Below are 15,834 nucleotides of genomic sequence, written 5' to 3' on the forward strand. Positions count from 1 at the left end.
ACGGGCAACGCAGCGCCAGTGATTGCTCCAGACGACCGGCGTCCAATCTTGAGTCCGGCGTGCTCTCGCACCCCAAGCGCCCATCATTCGAAATGAACGACGAAACCGGATGAGTTGGCGTCGTCTTACCCGGGCAGCGCAAAACACGATCTGGATTGATGCTTAATGCATCAAAATAACCCCCTGCAATTGGATAACAGTCTTGGCTTTGCATTTTTCAAATAACCGCGTGTTAAAACATTAAATGCTACGGGCGCACCAACTCTAAACACCTACCGGTCGAAAACACCTACCGGTCGAAAGCTGAGGAAATCATTGCCGACAGCAATTTGATTTAACATTTTATATCGGAAACATTTACCTGACTATTTTTATATCTTTTCGCACCCAGGCATGTTTACCATTTTTATCATCAGACTTAAAATCTCTCGGCGCCAAGCAGGCGTGACACGCGACGGAGCATAATCAAAATGGGGGCAGCGGACATAATCAACCAGATTCGATCTGGTGTTTTTCAAACCGAACGACTCGTTAAACTCGACACCCCGCTTGGCTCCAACACATTGCTTGTTCAGCGCGTCGTTGGAAGCAGCCGGGTTGGGCGCGATTACTCCTTCACGGTGGACGTTGCATCCCTGGACGAGTCGATTGAGCTCAAAAGCTTGATCGCTCAACCCGTTACGCTTTGGTTGCAGCAGACCGACAAGTCGTATCGGCCAGTAAACGGATTTGTCCACACTGCGCGACGACTGGGTTCAGACGGTGGTCTCACCAGCTATCAGGTCAGTTTTGCCTGCTGGCTGCATTTTCTACGTTTCCGTCGCGATGCACGCATTTGGCAGGACGTAACCGTTGATGAAATCGTTACCGACGTCTTTAATCAACATCCCCAGGCACAAGGCGCCTTTCGATTTGCGTTGAGCAAGGCGTTGCAACCGCGGTCATTCTGCGTTCAATACGAAGACGACTGGAATTTTGTCAATCGCTTGATGGAGGCGGAAGGCTGGTACGGCTATTTCGAGCAGGCCGGAGATGGCCAGTCGCACAAGCTGGTCATTACTGACAATCTGGACTCATTCAAGCCCGCGTCCCCGCAGACCGTCCCGTTCTATCGCGCCGGCACGAACAGCGAAACAGATGCGTTGGTGCAATGGTCGGGGACTAGAACGCTGCAGAGCTCGTCGATTGTGACCAGCACATTCGACTACAAATCCCCGCTCTATGCAAAAGGCACCAATATTCCGACCGTCGGAAATCAGGGGGCGCTGCCATCGCAGGCCGAGGTCTACGAATATTCCGGTGCGTACACATACCGCGAGCAGGAGCGCGGTGACGCATTGTCCAAAATCCGAATGGAGGAGTGGGAGTCGCGCGCCAAACGATTTTATGGCGTGGGCGCGGTGCGCCGGCTCGATACCGGCCAATGGTTCGAACTGGCGAATCACCAGGATCATGGCAGCGGCGATGCGCAAGAACGGCAGTTCGCGATCCTCTCTGTCGAATGGGTGATCGAGAACAACCTGCCGATATCGCGCACCAACGTCGAGTTTCCACACAGCCTGCAATCGAAGGTGGACGCGTTTCGTGCAAGTTTTGGGACGACCCAACCGTCAGCTACGATTACGGCCGGCGACGGTAGCACCGGGTTCTTCATGGCGAGCATCGAGGCGCAGCGACGATCCGTACCTTTTCGTAGTCCCCTGGAACACCGCAAGCCGGTGATGCCAACGCAAACCGCGACGGTGGTTGGCCCATCGGGCGAGGAGGTGTTCACTGATCAATTGAACCGCGTAAAAGTGCACATGCACTGGGACAGGTTGAACAGTGGAGATGAAAAAGCGTCGTGCTGGGTTCGCGTGTCTTATCCGAATGCTGGTGGCAATTGGGGTGGCGTATTTGTGCCGCGCATCGGTCAAGAAGTCATCATCACCTATATGGATGGTGACCCAGACCGTCCGTTGATTACCGGGCGTGTTTACAACAGTGCCTCTGCACCTCAATGGCATACGCAAGGCCAACTGTCCGGATATAAGTCAAAGGAACATAAAGGCTCGGGGTATAACCAGCTCGTACTCGATGATTCGACAGGTCAGAATCGCGCGCAGCTTTACAGCACGCAAACCGCAGCACAGTTGAATCTCGGCTATCTGGTCTCGCAAACCGACAACACGCGTGGCGCATTCCGCGGCACGGGCTTCGAACTTGCCACCGACGCCTACGGCGCGATCCGCTCCCAGAAAGGGCTCTACATCAGCACGTTTGGCCGTCCGGCAGCGAGCGGTGAGCAACTCGACGCCACCGAGGCGCGCGGTCAGTTGACTGCAGGTCAGCAGTTGCTGAGCGCAACGGCGGACACTGCGCGACAACACGGTGCAGCCGATATGCAAGCGATCGACTCGCTGAAGACGTTCACAAATGCCACCCAATCCAGCTACGGCGGAAGCGCTTCGCCTGCCTTGTCGGCTTCCTCCGCGCAGGGACAGGAGACGTCGGGCGGCACTGGCCAAGCCAACGGCTTCAGCGATCCCGTGCTGTTGCTCGCTTCCCCCAAAGGCGTAGGGATCACCACGCCGGAAAGCGTCCATATTCACGCGGGCGAGAACGCGACGATATCCGCGAACACCGATATCAACGTTGCGATCGGCAAGAGCCTCGTCGCAAATGCGGTCGATAAGATCAGCCTGTTCGCATACAAGCTCGGCATGAAACTGATCGCCGCGCGCGGCAAGCTCGAGATTCAGGCGCAGACAGACGGCATCGACGTGCTTGCGAGCAAAGGCATCAAGATTTCATCCTCCACCGATGCCATCCAGTTGAGCGCGGAAAAAGAAATTCTGCTCACGTCGGGCGGCGCCTATATCCGCATCAGCGGCGGCAGCATCCAGGTTCACGCGCCGAGCCAGGTGGATATCAAAGGCTCCGAACATTCGTTCACCGGCCCGACGCGCTACGACGGGCAACCCGCAGCATTGCCCAAGAGTGTGGTCAACGACCAGCAATTCATCCTGAAGGACGAGACCACCGGCAACGTGATGCCGCTCGCGCCTTACCGCATCGAAAGCGGTGATGGTCAGGTGCTGGCTCGCGGCATTACCGACGCCGAGGGCAAAACCGTGCGGGTCTTCACCGGTACTCAGGAACAGGAGTTGAAGATGTTCCATGAGGACGATCAGGCCTAGGATCGACAACAACATGACGGGTGAGTCGAGATCAAATCATGAATAGTCAGAACGCAGCTGGGACAAGCCAATCGAACGCGCAGGAAGGTCAGAACGCAGCTGGGACAACCCATTCGAACGCGCAGGAAGGCAGCACCGCCGACGCCAAGGGTACGCAGCGGCCGCTCCTCTTTTTTTATCCGGATACAGCCGAGCTTTTCGAATGCCCGGTCGAATCCGTCGATGCTGTGGCGAAAGAGATTGCGCTGATGAGTCGGCTATCTGAGAACCTGATCGAGGCACGACAGGCACTGGGCGTCGCGCACGCTGCTTGGCTGGAGCAACAGGCAAATGTGGCGTTGCGTCCGCAACTCGAAGCGAACCTGAAAGAAGCGATCAAGAAAGAAGAAGCCGCAACCGCGGAAGTTCACGAGCACCTCGAGGAGACGCCCGCCTTCAACAAGGACGGCGTGTGGGAGCTTTTGCCCTTGCGCAAGACAGCGGCCGGCAAAGATAAGTACAGCGGTCAGCGCTTTACGTACGTGCGGTCGTCGAAAGTGAAGAACCATTTTCGACGCTACAAGCTGGACTCCGACAAGCCCCAACTCAAATCCTTTCTCGTCAAGGACGCGACGACGGGCAACTATAAGCTGGATCACGAGAAGATCCAGGAGAAGCTCGACGAAGCGTTCAAGAAAGCGAAGCTCCACGAATGGAAGACACCGCCTTGGGGTCGCGAGTGGGCACCTGAGTTTGCAGAGGCGTTCAACAAGGCCGCCAAATTCAAATCACCGGACGATCCCAACGCAATGTGCGAGTTCTCCGGTGGCACTCAGATCCTGCGGCTGTTCGCCGGCGCTGGCGCGAGCGCCAAAGCGGAAAGCACCATCAAGTCGTTCGACGACCTGTTGCACCTGCGCGGCGAAGTCGCCGCATCGGCGAAAGCGAAGGGTGAAGTCGGCGGAGTGCTGGCTGACGGAAACATCAAAGCCACGCTTTATCTGCCGTGGAAATCCGGGCTTGAACTATGGATTCCGGCACCGACCGAGAGCCAGAGTGGCGCGATCTCGTGGAAGAGCACGCCCGACACCACGCTGGGCTTCTTCAGGATCTCGCTCGCGGCAAAGGCGGAAGCTTCTTGCGGTGCGAGCCTCCTCGCGGAAGGCGGGGTCGAATTCAAACTTGGTCGCGACGGTAAGACGCAGAAGGTCAAAGGTACGCGTGCTACTCGCAACGCGGCGCAAATGCAGCAGCCCAAACTCGATGTCACAAAGGTCGAAGTCAAGGCTGATGCGGGCGGTGATCTGAAGGCCTTTGCCGGCGTCGAGGCGGAGGCCTCCGTGGAGGGAGCATTCGAATGGCGGCGCCCGCAGGAAAAGGTCAAATGGACCTCGTTCGCGTCCGTCAAGCCGGGCGTGAGCGGCCAGGCCGGCGCCGGCGCGCAGGCCGCGTTCCACATTACCTATGACGACAAGTTTCGCATTCTGATGAGGGCGGGCTTATGCGTCGGTGTTGGCTTGAAGGGCGAAGTGGAAGCCGCGGTCGACGTCGTCAACATGGCCGAGTTCGCCTGGTGGGCCAAAACCCAAATTGCCTATGCTGGCGACAAAAACCTTCAGTACTTCGCCAAGGATGCCTTCAGGACGTTCGTGGCGATGTACACGTTGGCGATTGCCAAGGGTAAGGAGATCGGCGCCTACGTCGGCAAACAGTTCGACGAAATGAGAACCGAGCTGACCGACTTTATCCGTACCCAGCCTCGGGCATTTCTCAACGCAATCAGGAACGCGCATGACTCGCTGCTGAACAGTCTTGCGGAGGTGAAGGGCTATATCGTTTATGCGTTAAAGTCCATCGCCGACCGATTCGACGAATGGCGGCTGGAAGCGACCGATGCGATCAGCCGTATTCTTGCAGCCGCCCAGATAAGGAACGAACTGGAGAACGTCTACCAGTTCACCTCGTCGGAAATTGCGGTAAAGGGCAATGCGCAAGTTGCGCGCAATGAGATCGGACAGTTCGTCGGCACGAGCCAGCTGGCGATGGTGGAAAGCCGTATGCGTGTCGACCCGGCACCGGGTTTCGGCTTTGTCTTCAACGATTCGGCTGCGTACCGGATGCAGCAAGGAACCGCGCTCGCCTGGATGGATCCAAAAACGACCGCGGGCGACGGCTCCCAGATGGCTTGAGCGGCGACATCGGTTCAATAGAGAATATAGGAGTGGTGCTGCATGGGTTATCGGTCTCGTCTGGCTCAAGAGAAATCACGGGCGCTGTTGGTTGCTGGAATATCGTTGCTGTTGTCGGGCAGCGTTTTTGCACAGAAAGTCGACGTGAACGCACCCGCTGACAAAGATCGATTGATCCGCGAGATTACGACACCGTCACCGAAGAAGGACACGTGGGAACATCTCAGCACTGTGCTGAACTGGGGAACCGGTAAGCCGTACGACGACACCATCCGCATCTTGCAGGATTACTTCAAGTCGTTGCCGCCGCCTTCTAATGACGAACTCGCCAGATTCAAGGACAAGGTGCATCGCGAACTGGTCTTCGTCAAAGGCGGCCAGTTCCTGATGGGCGATTTCGGTCCGGAAAAGTCGCAGGACAGACTGCCCTACTCCGCCAACGACGGCGCCGCGCCCGCACACAACGTGACGCTCGACAGTTACTCGATTTTCAAGCATCGCGTGACTTACGCCGACTATGACCTTTACACACGCGCCAATGGCTTGCCGCCGATCGCGATCAGCAAACACGAAGACCTGGAGTTCCGTTTTCCCGACTACCCCGTGGCGCATATCACGTGGCAACAGTCGCGCGATTTCTGCGCATGGGTCGGTAAGCTCGTGAGTCTGCCAGTCGATTTGCCGACTGAGGCGCAGTGGGAATATGCAGCACGTTCGCGCGGCGAGTTGTGGGTGATTCCCAGCGCCGCGGTGCCGGTTGTCGACGGCAAATACAACCTCGAACAGCTCGACAACATCATCGACAAAATGGAAGAGAACGGCACCAGCCCCGAGCCGCTGGTTAGCCGGCCGGTAGGCACGTATGGCGACAATCGGCTGGGCGTGTCGGACGTGTTCGGCCGTGGCAAGGAATGGACTTATGACTGGTTCGACAAGAACTACTATAGCCACGCGGCGCCGCACGATCCGCGAGGTCCGGAGCGAGGCAGCCTGCGCAGCATCCGGTATGCAACCGATAGTCGCACGCGACTCGTCATCGACCGCACGGGCCTCGCGCCCGATACCGCGAAGGCCGATCTCGGGTTTCGATGCGTGCTCAACGAGTCTTCGCCAACAGGTCAGTGAGATGCGCACGCACGCTCCAACCGTCCACTCATGATGAATTCAGCCGCCGTCCCGTCGCCGCACAGCCGAAGCACGCTCGTAATCCTGACGCTCAGTCTAGGCGCGCTGCTTTTTTCGCTGTGCTGGCTCGTGTCTTCGCTGATCGCCACGCATCGCATGACGGTCGCCGAAGGAACCGTGGTGAGTTACGACCAGGGCGGCCGAAGCTGGCGTTCGTATCAACCCGTGATCGTCTTCACGACCGCACGCGGCGAGCGCGAACAGATCACGGGCCAGACGTCGTCGACGCAGCCGGCCTACGATATCGGCCAAACGTTGCGCGTGTTCTACGACCCTGCGAACCCCGCACGCTCGGCGATTATCGACGACTTTGGGCAGCGCTGGTTTCCTGTCGGCGTAGTGATGTTGCTCAGCGTGGTGTTTTCAGCGATTGGCGCGGTGATGTTCGTAATCGAACGCAGCAATGTTAAACATGTCACGCCTTCGTCGTACTCGCAGGCGAGGCGCAAACGCGGCCGACAGAATCTACTGATCTGCCTGATTCCGATTGTCATCGGCGCGGGATTTCTGCTGGGCGCTGCCGCTTCGGCGATGCGCGAACGGCAGATCATTGGAAGCTATACGCGCACGACTGGCAAAGTCGTCGAAGTCCAGGAAGCCGAGCGGCCTTATCAGCCGCGCTCGCACATGTACTCGGCGATTGTCGCGTTCAAAACCACGACGGGGAAAGAAGTCACCTTTGCGCAGGGGTCGTCGTCATCGCATAACGATCTCGGCAGCGGTGATGAGGTCAGTGTTCTCTACGATGCGAATACGCCCGATCGCGCGATGATCGACAGCTTCTGGGAGCACTGGGGACTGCCTGCCATCCTCTTTGCCATCGGCTTGCCGTTCTTCGCCGTTGGTGTGTTCTTTGTCAGCAACGTCGACTTCAGCGATGGGCGCCACAGCAAACGGACCTAGCTTTGAACGTGATTCGACATTCGAGATTGATGGCAGGTGACTTATGACTTCGATCGCATGTGAAGGCGATAGCACGTCGCACGGCGGCAAGATCGTTTCCGCTTCGGCGAGCATCGGCGTCGGCGACAGCGGACGGCGCGCCGCCCGGCTCGGTGACCTCGTCCATTGTCCGAAATGCGACGGCACGTTTCCGATTGTGACATCGCAGAATCCGGCGATGACCGTGGAAGGTGTGCCGCTCGCTTTTCATGGCGACAAGACCTCGTGCGGTGCGGTGTTGATCGCCGCGCAATCTGAAACCACTGGCAATGTACCTGCGTCGATGCAGGGCACGACAGCCGCGGCGGCGGAGTCCACAGTCGCGCCGACCTTGTGTCGCGAGTGCCTCGCTCATGCCGCAGAAACGGGCGCTTCCACTGTCGTGCGCTCATGATTCCAACGACTCTCGCTGAACGGCTGGAGCGTTTGCGTGCTGATGCGCCGGGGCTGCGTGCGTATGCGCTGGTCGATGGCCTGCAGTACGAACAGCATTTCGGCCGCAGCTTGCGGCGCCGCTGGGGCACTGTGCACACGCTTTTCGCCGGGACAGAAGATGAGCCATTGGCATCCGCTGGACCATGGCTTGTCGACATCGCGCAACCCGATGCCGACGTGGTGGCTTCACTCGATGAACTGGAAACAGCGCGGCCTGGTGTGATGTGGTTGTTCAGCACGCAGGATATCGAGTCGCTCGTGCGGACACTGCAACGCAAGCTCAACAGCAAACTGCCGAATGGCAAGATTGCGTTGCTCCGGTTCTGGGATCCGCGTGTTTTCGTGCCGCTCTTCAATGCGCTCGACACCGAAAGACGTCGCGCTTATTTCGGCGATGTGGACGAGTGGCACGGCCTCGCGGATGGCAAACGCTTTCACGTCTCTCACCATGCTTGAACTGACCGCAGAACAATGGGCCGCTTTGTGCGCGAGCGACGAACGCAATTTTGTCGCGACGATTCGTGACGATATCGTGCGCGACGCCCCGCGTTACGCCAACGATCCGACCTTACTCGACCGCCTGGTGCGGGCGTATGGGGACGCCAAGCGCATGGGGTTTCAGCAGGACAAGGAGCTGGTGGAGTTTCTTTATATCGAAGCGGATGTGCCAGAGTTTTATCGCAAGCCGGGGATCGCGGCCTGGCTCGCGAAGCCGGGACGACCGGTCGAGGAGCGGTTCGAGGATCTGCTGGCGGTGACGCGGCGGAAGTTGATTGATCGGGAAAGGGAGAAGCGGTGATGGCTGTATTGGCAATTCCGCTCGTTGAAGGAGCGGGCGCATTGCTTGCCGAAGCATTCCCCGCTTTGCTAGGCGGGACCGCTGCGGCGGGAATCCTGTCGCTACCCGGCGATCAGGCGCAAGACAAGAGCAAGACCCAACCGGTCGCGCGAACCATGCCGAAGACAGACGAAGCGTGCAAGAAGTGTCCACCGGATGCGGGTAACCTCGTGACGCGTAACTGGAATATGTCAGACACCTCGCGCACGTATCAGGCGCAGGTGACAGGCTTCGCGCCGAATACGGAGTGGAGTTTCAGCGGGCTCGACTTCGATGGGTTTCGTGCGTCGCTTTGTCAGCTGGAAGAAGCAAAGGCGAATTACGATCAGTTTTTTGATCCGGAGACGGGCAATCCAAAGCAATTCTTCCTGATTTCTGGTGTTGAAAAAATGCGCAACCAGGCGAGAGAACAAAACCTCGTTGCGGCGGCCAATACACCGACGCTGTTGCATTGGTATTTTATGCAGCCGCTGAGCTATCGGTACTTCACGCGCAGTTTTCGCACCACCGCGCCGCTGGTCAACACAGAATTGAAGCCACTTTAATGAGTACGAGCACTGAACGTTGACGAACATGGCCTTTCATTTGAACATTGATGTCACCTATCGCGTGGCTGCCCCGCAATTGCCGACCATCGAGTCGGAGTACGACCGACTTTGGCAGTTTGCGAACATCCTGACGCGAGCCGGCTTACCCGTGGACAAATGGTATCCAGCGGCGGATACGGAAAAAGCGTCGCTGCTAAACGCTGCCTTCGATGCCAATGGACCGACCAGCGCGGCGATTGCCATGGCGAAGAATTCCGCTTTATCCAATGGCACTAGCGTCAGGTCGCTCGGGGTATGGAATGGCTTGGAGGGAGACGGTGGAGCTGCTTTTTCCGACTCGCAGGGCATTGATAGTGTGTGCTCGGTGACCTTCCAGATGAAAGGCATTGTCGGATTTCAGCAGACAACGCTCGTGGCGGATGTTGTTTCGGAAGCGGCGCGCATCTGGTCCGCGTCGAGCGTTCAGGTCGGGCCATTCAAGTATTTTTCGCAGCAGCAGGTCTTCGAAAAACGACCCGGCGCCGGTTGGATGCTTTATTTGCCGAGAGTTTTCACCGCTCAGCAAGTGCCCGAGGCTCGCGACCTGATTCCGGTCATGGATGGTAAGAAGCGGATAGGCACCCTCATCGTCAGTGTTGTCGATGAGCCTTTCTCTGCTTCAAATCCGGAACATGTGAAGATCGCCAACGCAATTGAAGAGCGATTGGTCGATCAGGACTTGCTGCCCTTATTCACCGAACTTTAGCTCGGAGGAAATTGGCCGATACCATGAAGTTCAGTCTGAACCTTGAATTGGCATTTCGTCTGTCGGAGCCGGTGTTGCCCGCCATCGAAACCGAATGCGCCTGGCTGTGGGAGTTCGCAAGCGTGTTGCAACGCGCGAATTTGCCGATCGACGGTTGGTATCCATGCTTGAACTGACGGTAGAACAATGGGCGGCCCTGTGCGCCAGTGACGAACGTAACTTCGTCGCAACGATCCGAGATGACATTGTGCGCGATGCTCCCCATTTCTCGGACGATCCGACGTTGCTTGACAGACTAGTCCGTGCGTACCAGGACGCTAAACACATGGGATTTGCGCAGGGCGAGGCGCTTGATGAATTTCTCTACGTGGAGGCTGACGTTCCCGAGTTTTATCGCAAACCGGCTATCGCCGCGTGGCTCGCCAAACCGGGCCGTCCGATCGAGGAGCGTTTCGAAGATGTCCTTGCGGTAGCACGACACAAGCTTATAGACAGAGCGCAAAGGGGAGACTGATGGCTGTATTGGCTATTCCGCTGATCGAAGCGGCTGGCGCCGCGCTTGCCGAAGCGTTTCCTGCATTGCTTGGTGGAACGGCAGTGGCGGCAATACTTTCGATTCCGGGTGATCACGCGGAGGACCAGAGCAAGACTCAACCCGTGGCTCGGACAATTCCGAAGACTGATGAGCCTTGCAAGAAATGTCCGCCCGATGCAGGCAGTCTCGTCACTCGCAATTGGAACATGTCGGACATTTCCCGCGAGTATCAGGCTCAGGTGACGGGCTTCGCGCCGGGAACAGAGTGGAATTTTAGCGGGCTCGATTTCGACGGTTTTCGCTCGTCCATGTGCCAACTGGAAGAGGCCAAGGCAAAATATGATCAGTTTTTCGATCAGGACACCGGGCGGCCCAAGCGCTTCTTCAGGCTATTCGGCGTTCAGAAAATGAGAGCGCAAGCACAAGCGCAGAGCGTTGCTGTTGGCGCTAATCCACCGGCTCTGTTGCACTGGTATTTTATGCAGCCGATAAGCTATGAATATTTCACGCGGGATTTTCGGATGCTCGCCCCATTGGTCCAGACAGAATTAAGAGGCCTCGTGGCGGGCCCCGTGGCACAGTAAATTTGACGACGACTATGAACCTTAATATAGATCTGAGCTTCCGGTTGCAAAGGAAGGAACTGCCCTCCGTTGAAGAGCAATACGGGTGGCTGTGGAAGTTCGCTTGCTCGTTGCAGAAAGCTGGGTTACCACTCGACAATTGGTATCCGTCTGCGAGCACCCCGGCCGCCTCGCTCCTGAACAAGGCCTTCGATGCCTCGGGCCCTACCACCGCTGCGATCGCGATGGCGAAGGCGGACACGGAAACCTACCCTGGCATTCGAGGGTTGGGGGTGTGGAACGGCATCGAGGGAGCTGGGGGAATCGTACTGACCGATCTGGTCAGCGTCGCAGGTTTGTCAACATGCGAACTCGAATCAGACGGCATCGCCGGGCTCTCGGATCCGAAAATTCTTACGGACATCATTGCCGATGCGACTCGCATATGGCCCGCATCTAGCATTCAGGCGGGTCCGTACAAATACTTTGCGAAGCAACAGATCTTTGAGAAGCGGCCTGGCGCTGGTTGGATGCTTTATTTACCTAAACCATTGACGGTAAAGCAGGTGCCAGACGCACGCGAATTGATACCTGTCATGGGTGACAGGCAGCAAACAGGAACGATCATCGTTAGCGTCATTGACGAGCCGTTTTCGGCCGATAACCCCGAGCACGTGAAGGTTGCAAACGCTATAGAGGTCCGCCTGGTAGATCAGGACCTTTTGCCGCTATTTACAGAACTGTGAAAAGGGTTGTCGTTGTGTAGTTTGCTGACGGCCGGTGATTCATTTGGCTGCATCGGGAGACAGTGGTGCTGACAGACCTTGCCGCGCCCCTTTCGGTCGTGCTGGTGTTATGCACAATTTTTGTGCGGGTTTCGGCCTCCCCGGCTCTTTGCTCTTCTTCGCGTATTTTGACCGTTCATCTAACGTTAGAGGAAACTTCGGCTTTTGATGTAACCTTGGCGGAAACAATGATTTGTGAAGCCCCAGACCAGCCAACGTTGTAGGGTACGTCTATGTCAAGCCGTGATTTTGTTAGAGTCGCCGAATGACCAAAATCTTCATCGCCGGGTCGATCAGCATCACGCGTCTGGACTTCAGGGTACGCAATCGCATTGACAACATCATCCAAGCGAACCACACCGTAATCGTAGGTGATGCTGACGGCGCCGATAGGTCAATACAGGCCTACCTGTTTGAAAGGCGCGCCAGTGCTACTGTTGTTTATTGCAGCGGCGATAAGCCGCGGAACAACATTGGTCAATGGCCTATCAACTGCGTTCAGGTGAAGCACGCGGCGCCGGGTTCTCGCTTATTTTTCACGGCGAAGGACATAGAAATGGTGAGGGCCGCTGACTTCGGGCTAATGATCTGGGACGCCCAGAGTACCGGAACATTACATAATGTCATCGAGCTCCTTCGTTGCAGGAAAAAATCAGTCGTTTTTGTGAACCATGCGAAGCAATTTCAGATCGTCGGCAACGTGTCCCAGCTCGAAAATCTGATTGGCTTTATGTCGGAACCGGCAATGCACAAAGCGGACAAGAAAATCCGACTTCACGACATGATCAACGAACTAAGGCACGGCCAGTCCGAGATTTTTTAGCCAGTCCTCATCACTCTGCGGCCTGCGAACCAATGGTCAGCCTCGCTGCGCGCGACGCTGATGCTCACCACTTTGCGCAAGACGACAGATCCACCCTCGTATCCGCTCAACAGCGTCCTTCGCCTGCCGATCGTAGGCGCCCAGCAAACCCATGTTGAGTCTGGCTGCGGCGCTTGGGAGTATCGTGCCCACTAAACGCGACGAGGCTGGGCATCGGGAAGAAATCCAGTCGCTGCAGCGTCAGCTTCGCGATGCGCGTCATCAAGCGGGTGTCATGGAGGTGAGCCTGGAAGTCCTTCGCGATTCGAACACGTCATACGTCGCAGAACTCAGCGCATTGAGACTGCAACTGGCGACAGCCATGGCGAACCAGTCGGAGAAACCGAGGCGCCCGCAATCAACTGTCGATGCCAGCAAGCCTCGCCGTGTCGCACACAAAGTCGCGGCGAGGAAGCAATCGGCATCCTGATTTCAATCCCGGTCACGTGGCGCTGAACCGATGGATCCGGGCGGCCGCGACCGTCCCACCGGGTTTTCCGAGGAACTAGCCTGACTCGCGGCCGTCCGTTGTGCCAGACCCAAATTGCGTCCATACTTTCTCGTAACGCAACCAAGATGACCCGTATTACAGTATGCCAAGATCACGGGTTACCGGTCACGGCATGATTGTGAGTGTAAATCAGGGGATCGACATGACCATTCCGGAAATTCCGACGATTGGGCTGCGTAAATTTATCGCCGATCTGGCGAAGCGTCACGGCGTGGTATACGTCAGGGACGATACCAGCGCATTAGCAGCGGTCATCACCCGCCTTTCGGACGATGACTTAACTCCCGATGAGACCGAAAAACTGGTCATCGCGCTGGGGCGCGCGAACATCATTGATGATTCGACGGTCGTGACGCTCTTAGGTCGTTACTTTGACGAGACGCGCGATATTCGACCTGTTTAAGGATTTCGCGACGGCCGGGTATCTCCGGAATGTCAGACGGATAAGGTTCCGCAGATAATCAAGCGCTTCGAGCATGACCTGTTCGAGATTAACCGCGGGTGGTTGGCCTGGATGGACGAGCGGAAGGGCCCTCCCGGAAGAAACAAATGAGCAGCGAGAACGTGGTATGACAGAACTGAGCGAGCTTCGGCGACGACCACGCAAACGATATCACGTGAGTCGATGCAAAGTGTTGTCGCTGGTCTATGCACCGCAGACCGCAAAAGCTGGTTAGAAAGGCGGAGTTCGCGCAGCAGCGGCTGATGTTCGTCGTGGGCGCGCTGAGGCAGCTTTACGCGGACGAGAACTTCGTCAACCTCTTACGTGCGGAGGGGCTGGCGACATTTCCTAAATAGCTTTCCGAGCGAGTCTGGTCAGGTGGGAGTCTCGCCCGACGGGCGTGACACTTAGGTTGATACGGGGATCCCTATCAGTTCCGGTCGTCTGCATCCTCGCGTCGCGCAGGACGCCGGTGGAGATAATCGTGTCGCGCAGGTTCAAACAGATTAGGGCCTCGATCGGGAAGATCGGACTGATTGAGCCATTGTCCGTTAATGCCGCTGACCCGGCCACCGGACAATATGTGCTGCTTGACGGTCACCTACGGCTGCGGGCGATGCAGGATCTGGGTTGCATTGAGGCACCCTGCCTGGTGGCCACGGACGACGAAAGTTACACGTACAACGCCAATCTTGAGCAACGCGCGTCCGCTTTTGTTCACCCCTTGAAGAAACGCGTAACGCCATCCGTCGAGTTGCCATTCCCATCTAAACAACCAATCCTCAAATCCAAAGCCATTGATGCTGTTGAAGCTGTTGGACTCGTGCTCGCGTGCTTCACCAGTGGGCTTGTGCCATCCCGAGGAGTTCACCGATATACGCGTTAGCTTTTTCATCAGGCCAATACTTACTTAAGTCGTTTGATCCAAGCCATGACGGCGGCGATTGAATCCGAGTCAGTTGTGACCGTTGGGCAGAATAGCCTGCTTGTCCCTCGCGATTCGATTCAGGAGAGTGAAGTCGAACAGCGGTAGTCCGTAGGTGAAACTCGGCAAAATTGTGTCGCGCTTCACCTTCTTGGTCGCATTCACATGCCAATGATCCGGACCAAACGGCACTTCCGGATGGTGAGCCGCCGAATCTACCTTAGCCCTGTGCTCTCCAGAAGGGTCCATGAGAACGTATGCGTAGTCGGTGAAGGATTGCAAACGCAGCTTCCATTGCCAACCTGACGGGTAAGCGAAAGTGAGATGAACTCCATTTTCTCGGTCATCTCTGTCCACGGAAGTCGCCCCTAAACTCTCTCGCATATATTCAGAGAGAGGATCGATAAGCTCCTTCGGTATTGCGGTCGTCTTGACGAGGTTTGAGAGATCCAGACCCATCGAAAACACGATGTTCATGAAAGCAAGAACCGACGGGTGGGCCTGTACCTCTTCCTGATGTTGAGCACAAAGCTGCAACATGAACATCACGGCCGCATTGCAACCGACGGTAGAATGCGCGTAGCGCGTCGCCCGCTTGCCACACACCAAGCAACCTTCGCCGCTTCCAATGATGTACGTTTTCTCTACCGATGTATTGCTGATTCGGCCCTCGGCCATTTTCGTAGGAGCAGCGTAGCGTCGTGTCTGCTCTTCGCTCCATTGTCGAAAGAATTGAATCGTGCTCTCAGTCTGAAAGAAACTGATTAACGAGTACTCGTCGTTGAACACCTCAGCAACTGTACGCATAAAAGCCTGTCCGGAAGACACGCCTGCAGCTATCGACGGACCTCGGTATCGGTACGTGCGGATGAAGCCACAGTTTTTGCGCGCTCCGTACACTGCAAGCTCAATACCTTCGTATGCCAGCCAAATCCGTCGATCGGCGTCACGTCGAACCGCGTCCCAAATTCGTGGAGAATAGGTAACCTGCTGCCACAACCACTCAGGCTGCTTTACGTATTCAGCGAAGCTATATGACATCGTCGCGAGGAAGTTGTCGATACTCTTTCCTGCGCTGTCCGCGAGACCTACTTCTTGAAGCTGCTTGTCAATGTTGAAAAGAGGAGACTTCATTCGTGGCTCGTATCTAAAAGTTTCAACGGATGACAAA

At 56.7% G+C, this 15,834-nt stretch carries 18 protein-coding genes and 1 pseudogene; 18 read left to right on the forward strand and 1 reads right to left on the reverse strand.

Going from position 1 to position 15,834, the window contains the following annotated elements:
- The first annotated feature begins 470 nt into the window (after positions 1-470).
- From A6V37_RS09040 to A6V37_RS09115, 18 genes and pseudogenes are all read left to right on the forward strand, one after another.
- Complete coding sequence (locus tag A6V37_RS09040) at positions 471-3,179, forward strand: type VI secretion system Vgr family protein (RefSeq protein ID WP_075643437.1); 2,709 nt, start codon at positions 471-473, stop codon at positions 3,177-3,179.
- 227 nt (positions 3,180-3,406) lie between these two features.
- A complete protein-coding gene (locus tag A6V37_RS09045) occupies positions 3,407-5,347 on the forward strand; it encodes a hypothetical protein (RefSeq protein ID WP_131799838.1) in 1,941 nt (646 codons plus the stop codon).
- Positions 5,348-5,389: 42 nt separating this feature from the next.
- Positions 5,390-6,472, forward strand: coding sequence for a formylglycine-generating enzyme family protein (locus A6V37_RS09050; protein ID WP_082902641.1), 1,083 nt, complete (start codon positions 5,390-5,392; stop codon positions 6,470-6,472).
- A gap of 30 nt (positions 6,473-6,502) precedes the next feature.
- Positions 6,503-7,435 carry a DUF3592 domain-containing protein gene (locus A6V37_RS09055; RefSeq protein WP_082902642.1) on the forward strand — a complete coding sequence of 311 codons (933 nt, stop codon included), beginning with the start codon at positions 6,503-6,505 and terminating at the stop codon, positions 7,433-7,435.
- 43 nt (positions 7,436-7,478) lie between these two features.
- Positions 7,479-7,868, forward strand: a complete 390-nt coding sequence (locus A6V37_RS09060; RefSeq protein WP_064266926.1) for a PAAR domain-containing protein — start codon at positions 7,479-7,481, stop codon at positions 7,866-7,868.
- Positions 7,865-8,365, forward strand: a complete 501-nt coding sequence (locus A6V37_RS09065) for a DUF4123 domain-containing protein (RefSeq protein WP_064266927.1) — start codon at positions 7,865-7,867, stop codon at positions 8,363-8,365. The genes A6V37_RS09060 and A6V37_RS09065 overlap by 4 nt, the downstream gene beginning before the upstream one ends.
- The gene (locus A6V37_RS09070; protein ID WP_064266928.1) at positions 8,358-8,708 is read left to right on the forward strand and encodes a hypothetical protein; all 351 of its coding nucleotides are present in this window, start codon (positions 8,358-8,360) and stop codon (positions 8,706-8,708) included. The genes A6V37_RS09065 and A6V37_RS09070 overlap by 8 nt, the downstream gene beginning before the upstream one ends.
- Complete coding sequence (locus A6V37_RS09075; RefSeq protein ID WP_064266929.1) at positions 8,708-9,292, forward strand: restriction endonuclease fold toxin 5 domain-containing protein; 585 nt, start codon at positions 8,708-8,710, stop codon at positions 9,290-9,292. The genes A6V37_RS09070 and A6V37_RS09075 overlap by 1 nt, the downstream gene beginning before the upstream one ends.
- 28 nt (positions 9,293-9,320) lie before the next feature.
- The gene (locus A6V37_RS09080; RefSeq protein ID WP_242665772.1) at positions 9,321-10,040 is read left to right on the forward strand and encodes an immunity 52 family protein; all 720 of its coding nucleotides are present in this window, start codon (positions 9,321-9,323) and stop codon (positions 10,038-10,040) included.
- Between the two features lie 23 nt (positions 10,041-10,063).
- Positions 10,064-10,216, forward strand: coding sequence for a hypothetical protein (locus A6V37_RS40540; RefSeq protein WP_157447859.1), 153 nt, complete (start codon positions 10,064-10,066; stop codon positions 10,214-10,216).
- Entirely contained in the window at positions 10,204-10,554 is a 351-nt protein-coding gene (locus A6V37_RS40545) for a hypothetical protein (RefSeq protein WP_064267186.1), read from the forward strand. The genes A6V37_RS40540 and A6V37_RS40545 overlap by 13 nt, the downstream gene beginning before the upstream one ends.
- A complete protein-coding gene (locus tag A6V37_RS09090; protein ID WP_064266930.1) occupies positions 10,554-11,159 on the forward strand; it encodes a restriction endonuclease fold toxin 5 domain-containing protein in 606 nt (201 codons plus the stop codon). Before A6V37_RS40545 ends, A6V37_RS09090 begins: the two co-directional genes overlap by 1 nt.
- A 14-nt stretch (positions 11,160-11,173) precedes the next feature.
- On the forward strand, positions 11,174-11,884 hold the full coding sequence (locus A6V37_RS09095; protein WP_064267187.1) for an Imm52 family immunity protein: 711 nt from the start codon (positions 11,174-11,176) through the stop codon (positions 11,882-11,884).
- A 304-nt stretch (positions 11,885-12,188) separates the two neighbouring features.
- A complete protein-coding gene (locus A6V37_RS09100) occupies positions 12,189-12,746 on the forward strand; it encodes a hypothetical protein (protein WP_064266931.1) in 558 nt (185 codons plus the stop codon).
- 184 nt (positions 12,747-12,930) lie between these two features.
- Complete coding sequence (locus A6V37_RS09105) at positions 12,931-13,215, forward strand: hypothetical protein (RefSeq protein ID WP_157447860.1); 285 nt, start codon at positions 12,931-12,933, stop codon at positions 13,213-13,215.
- A 223-nt stretch (positions 13,216-13,438) separates the two neighbouring features.
- Positions 13,439-13,699 (forward strand): hypothetical protein, encoded by a 261-nt coding sequence (locus tag A6V37_RS09110; RefSeq protein WP_064267188.1) that lies wholly within the window; start codon positions 13,439-13,441, stop codon positions 13,697-13,699.
- Between the two features lie 254 nt (positions 13,700-13,953).
- Positions 13,954-14,094: pseudogene (locus A6V37_RS42130) on the forward strand (chromosome partitioning protein ParB); the annotation flags it as partial.
- A 128-nt stretch (positions 14,095-14,222) separates the two neighbouring features.
- Positions 14,223-14,624, forward strand: a complete 402-nt coding sequence (locus tag A6V37_RS09115) for a ParB/RepB/Spo0J family partition protein (protein WP_242665766.1) — start codon at positions 14,223-14,225, stop codon at positions 14,622-14,624.
- Positions 14,625-14,693: 69 nt separating this feature from the next.
- Here the strand turns inward: A6V37_RS09115 and A6V37_RS09120 are convergent, their stop codons facing one another.
- A complete protein-coding gene (locus tag A6V37_RS09120) occupies positions 14,694-15,797 on the reverse strand; it encodes a hypothetical protein (protein WP_064266934.1) in 1,104 nt (367 codons plus the stop codon).
- Positions 15,798-15,834 lie beyond the last annotated feature (37 nt).

It is taken from the genome of Paraburkholderia ginsengiterrae (assembly GCF_001645125.1).
Taxonomy (GTDB): Bacteria; Pseudomonadota; Gammaproteobacteria; order Burkholderiales; family Burkholderiaceae; genus Paraburkholderia; species Paraburkholderia ginsengiterrae.

Coding starts and splice junctions, on each gene's coding strand:
- A6V37_RS09095 (WP_064267187.1), top strand. CDS start 11,174: ATGAACCTTAATATAGATCTGAGCTTCCGGTTGCAAAGGAAGGAACTG.
- A6V37_RS09040 (WP_075643437.1), top strand. CDS start 471: ATGGGGGCAGCGGACATAATCAACCAGATTCGATCTGGTGTTTTTCAA.
- A6V37_RS09055 (WP_082902642.1), top strand. CDS start 6,503: ATGATGAATTCAGCCGCCGTCCCGTCGCCGCACAGCCGAAGCACGCTC.
- A6V37_RS09050 (WP_082902641.1), top strand. CDS start 5,390: ATGGGTTATCGGTCTCGTCTGGCTCAAGAGAAATCACGGGCGCTGTTG.
- A6V37_RS09090 (WP_064266930.1), top strand. CDS start 10,554: ATGGCTGTATTGGCTATTCCGCTGATCGAAGCGGCTGGCGCCGCGCTT.
- A6V37_RS09065 (WP_064266927.1), top strand. CDS start 7,865: ATGATTCCAACGACTCTCGCTGAACGGCTGGAGCGTTTGCGTGCTGAT.
- A6V37_RS09120 (WP_064266934.1), bottom strand. CDS start 15,797: ATGAAGTCTCCTCTTTTCAACATTGACAAGCAGCTTCAAGAAGTAGGT.
- A6V37_RS09110 (WP_064267188.1), top strand. CDS start 13,439: ATGACCATTCCGGAAATTCCGACGATTGGGCTGCGTAAATTTATCGCC.
- A6V37_RS09060 (WP_064266926.1), top strand. CDS start 7,479: ATGACTTCGATCGCATGTGAAGGCGATAGCACGTCGCACGGCGGCAAG.
- A6V37_RS09070 (WP_064266928.1), top strand. CDS start 8,358: ATGCTTGAACTGACCGCAGAACAATGGGCCGCTTTGTGCGCGAGCGAC.
- A6V37_RS40545 (WP_064267186.1), top strand. CDS start 10,204: ATGCTTGAACTGACGGTAGAACAATGGGCGGCCCTGTGCGCCAGTGAC.
- A6V37_RS09080 (WP_242665772.1), top strand. CDS start 9,321: ATGGCCTTTCATTTGAACATTGATGTCACCTATCGCGTGGCTGCCCCG.
- A6V37_RS09075 (WP_064266929.1), top strand. CDS start 8,708: ATGGCTGTATTGGCAATTCCGCTCGTTGAAGGAGCGGGCGCATTGCTT.
- A6V37_RS40540 (WP_157447859.1), top strand. CDS start 10,064: ATGAAGTTCAGTCTGAACCTTGAATTGGCATTTCGTCTGTCGGAGCCG.
- A6V37_RS09100 (WP_064266931.1), top strand. CDS start 12,189: ATGACCAAAATCTTCATCGCCGGGTCGATCAGCATCACGCGTCTGGAC.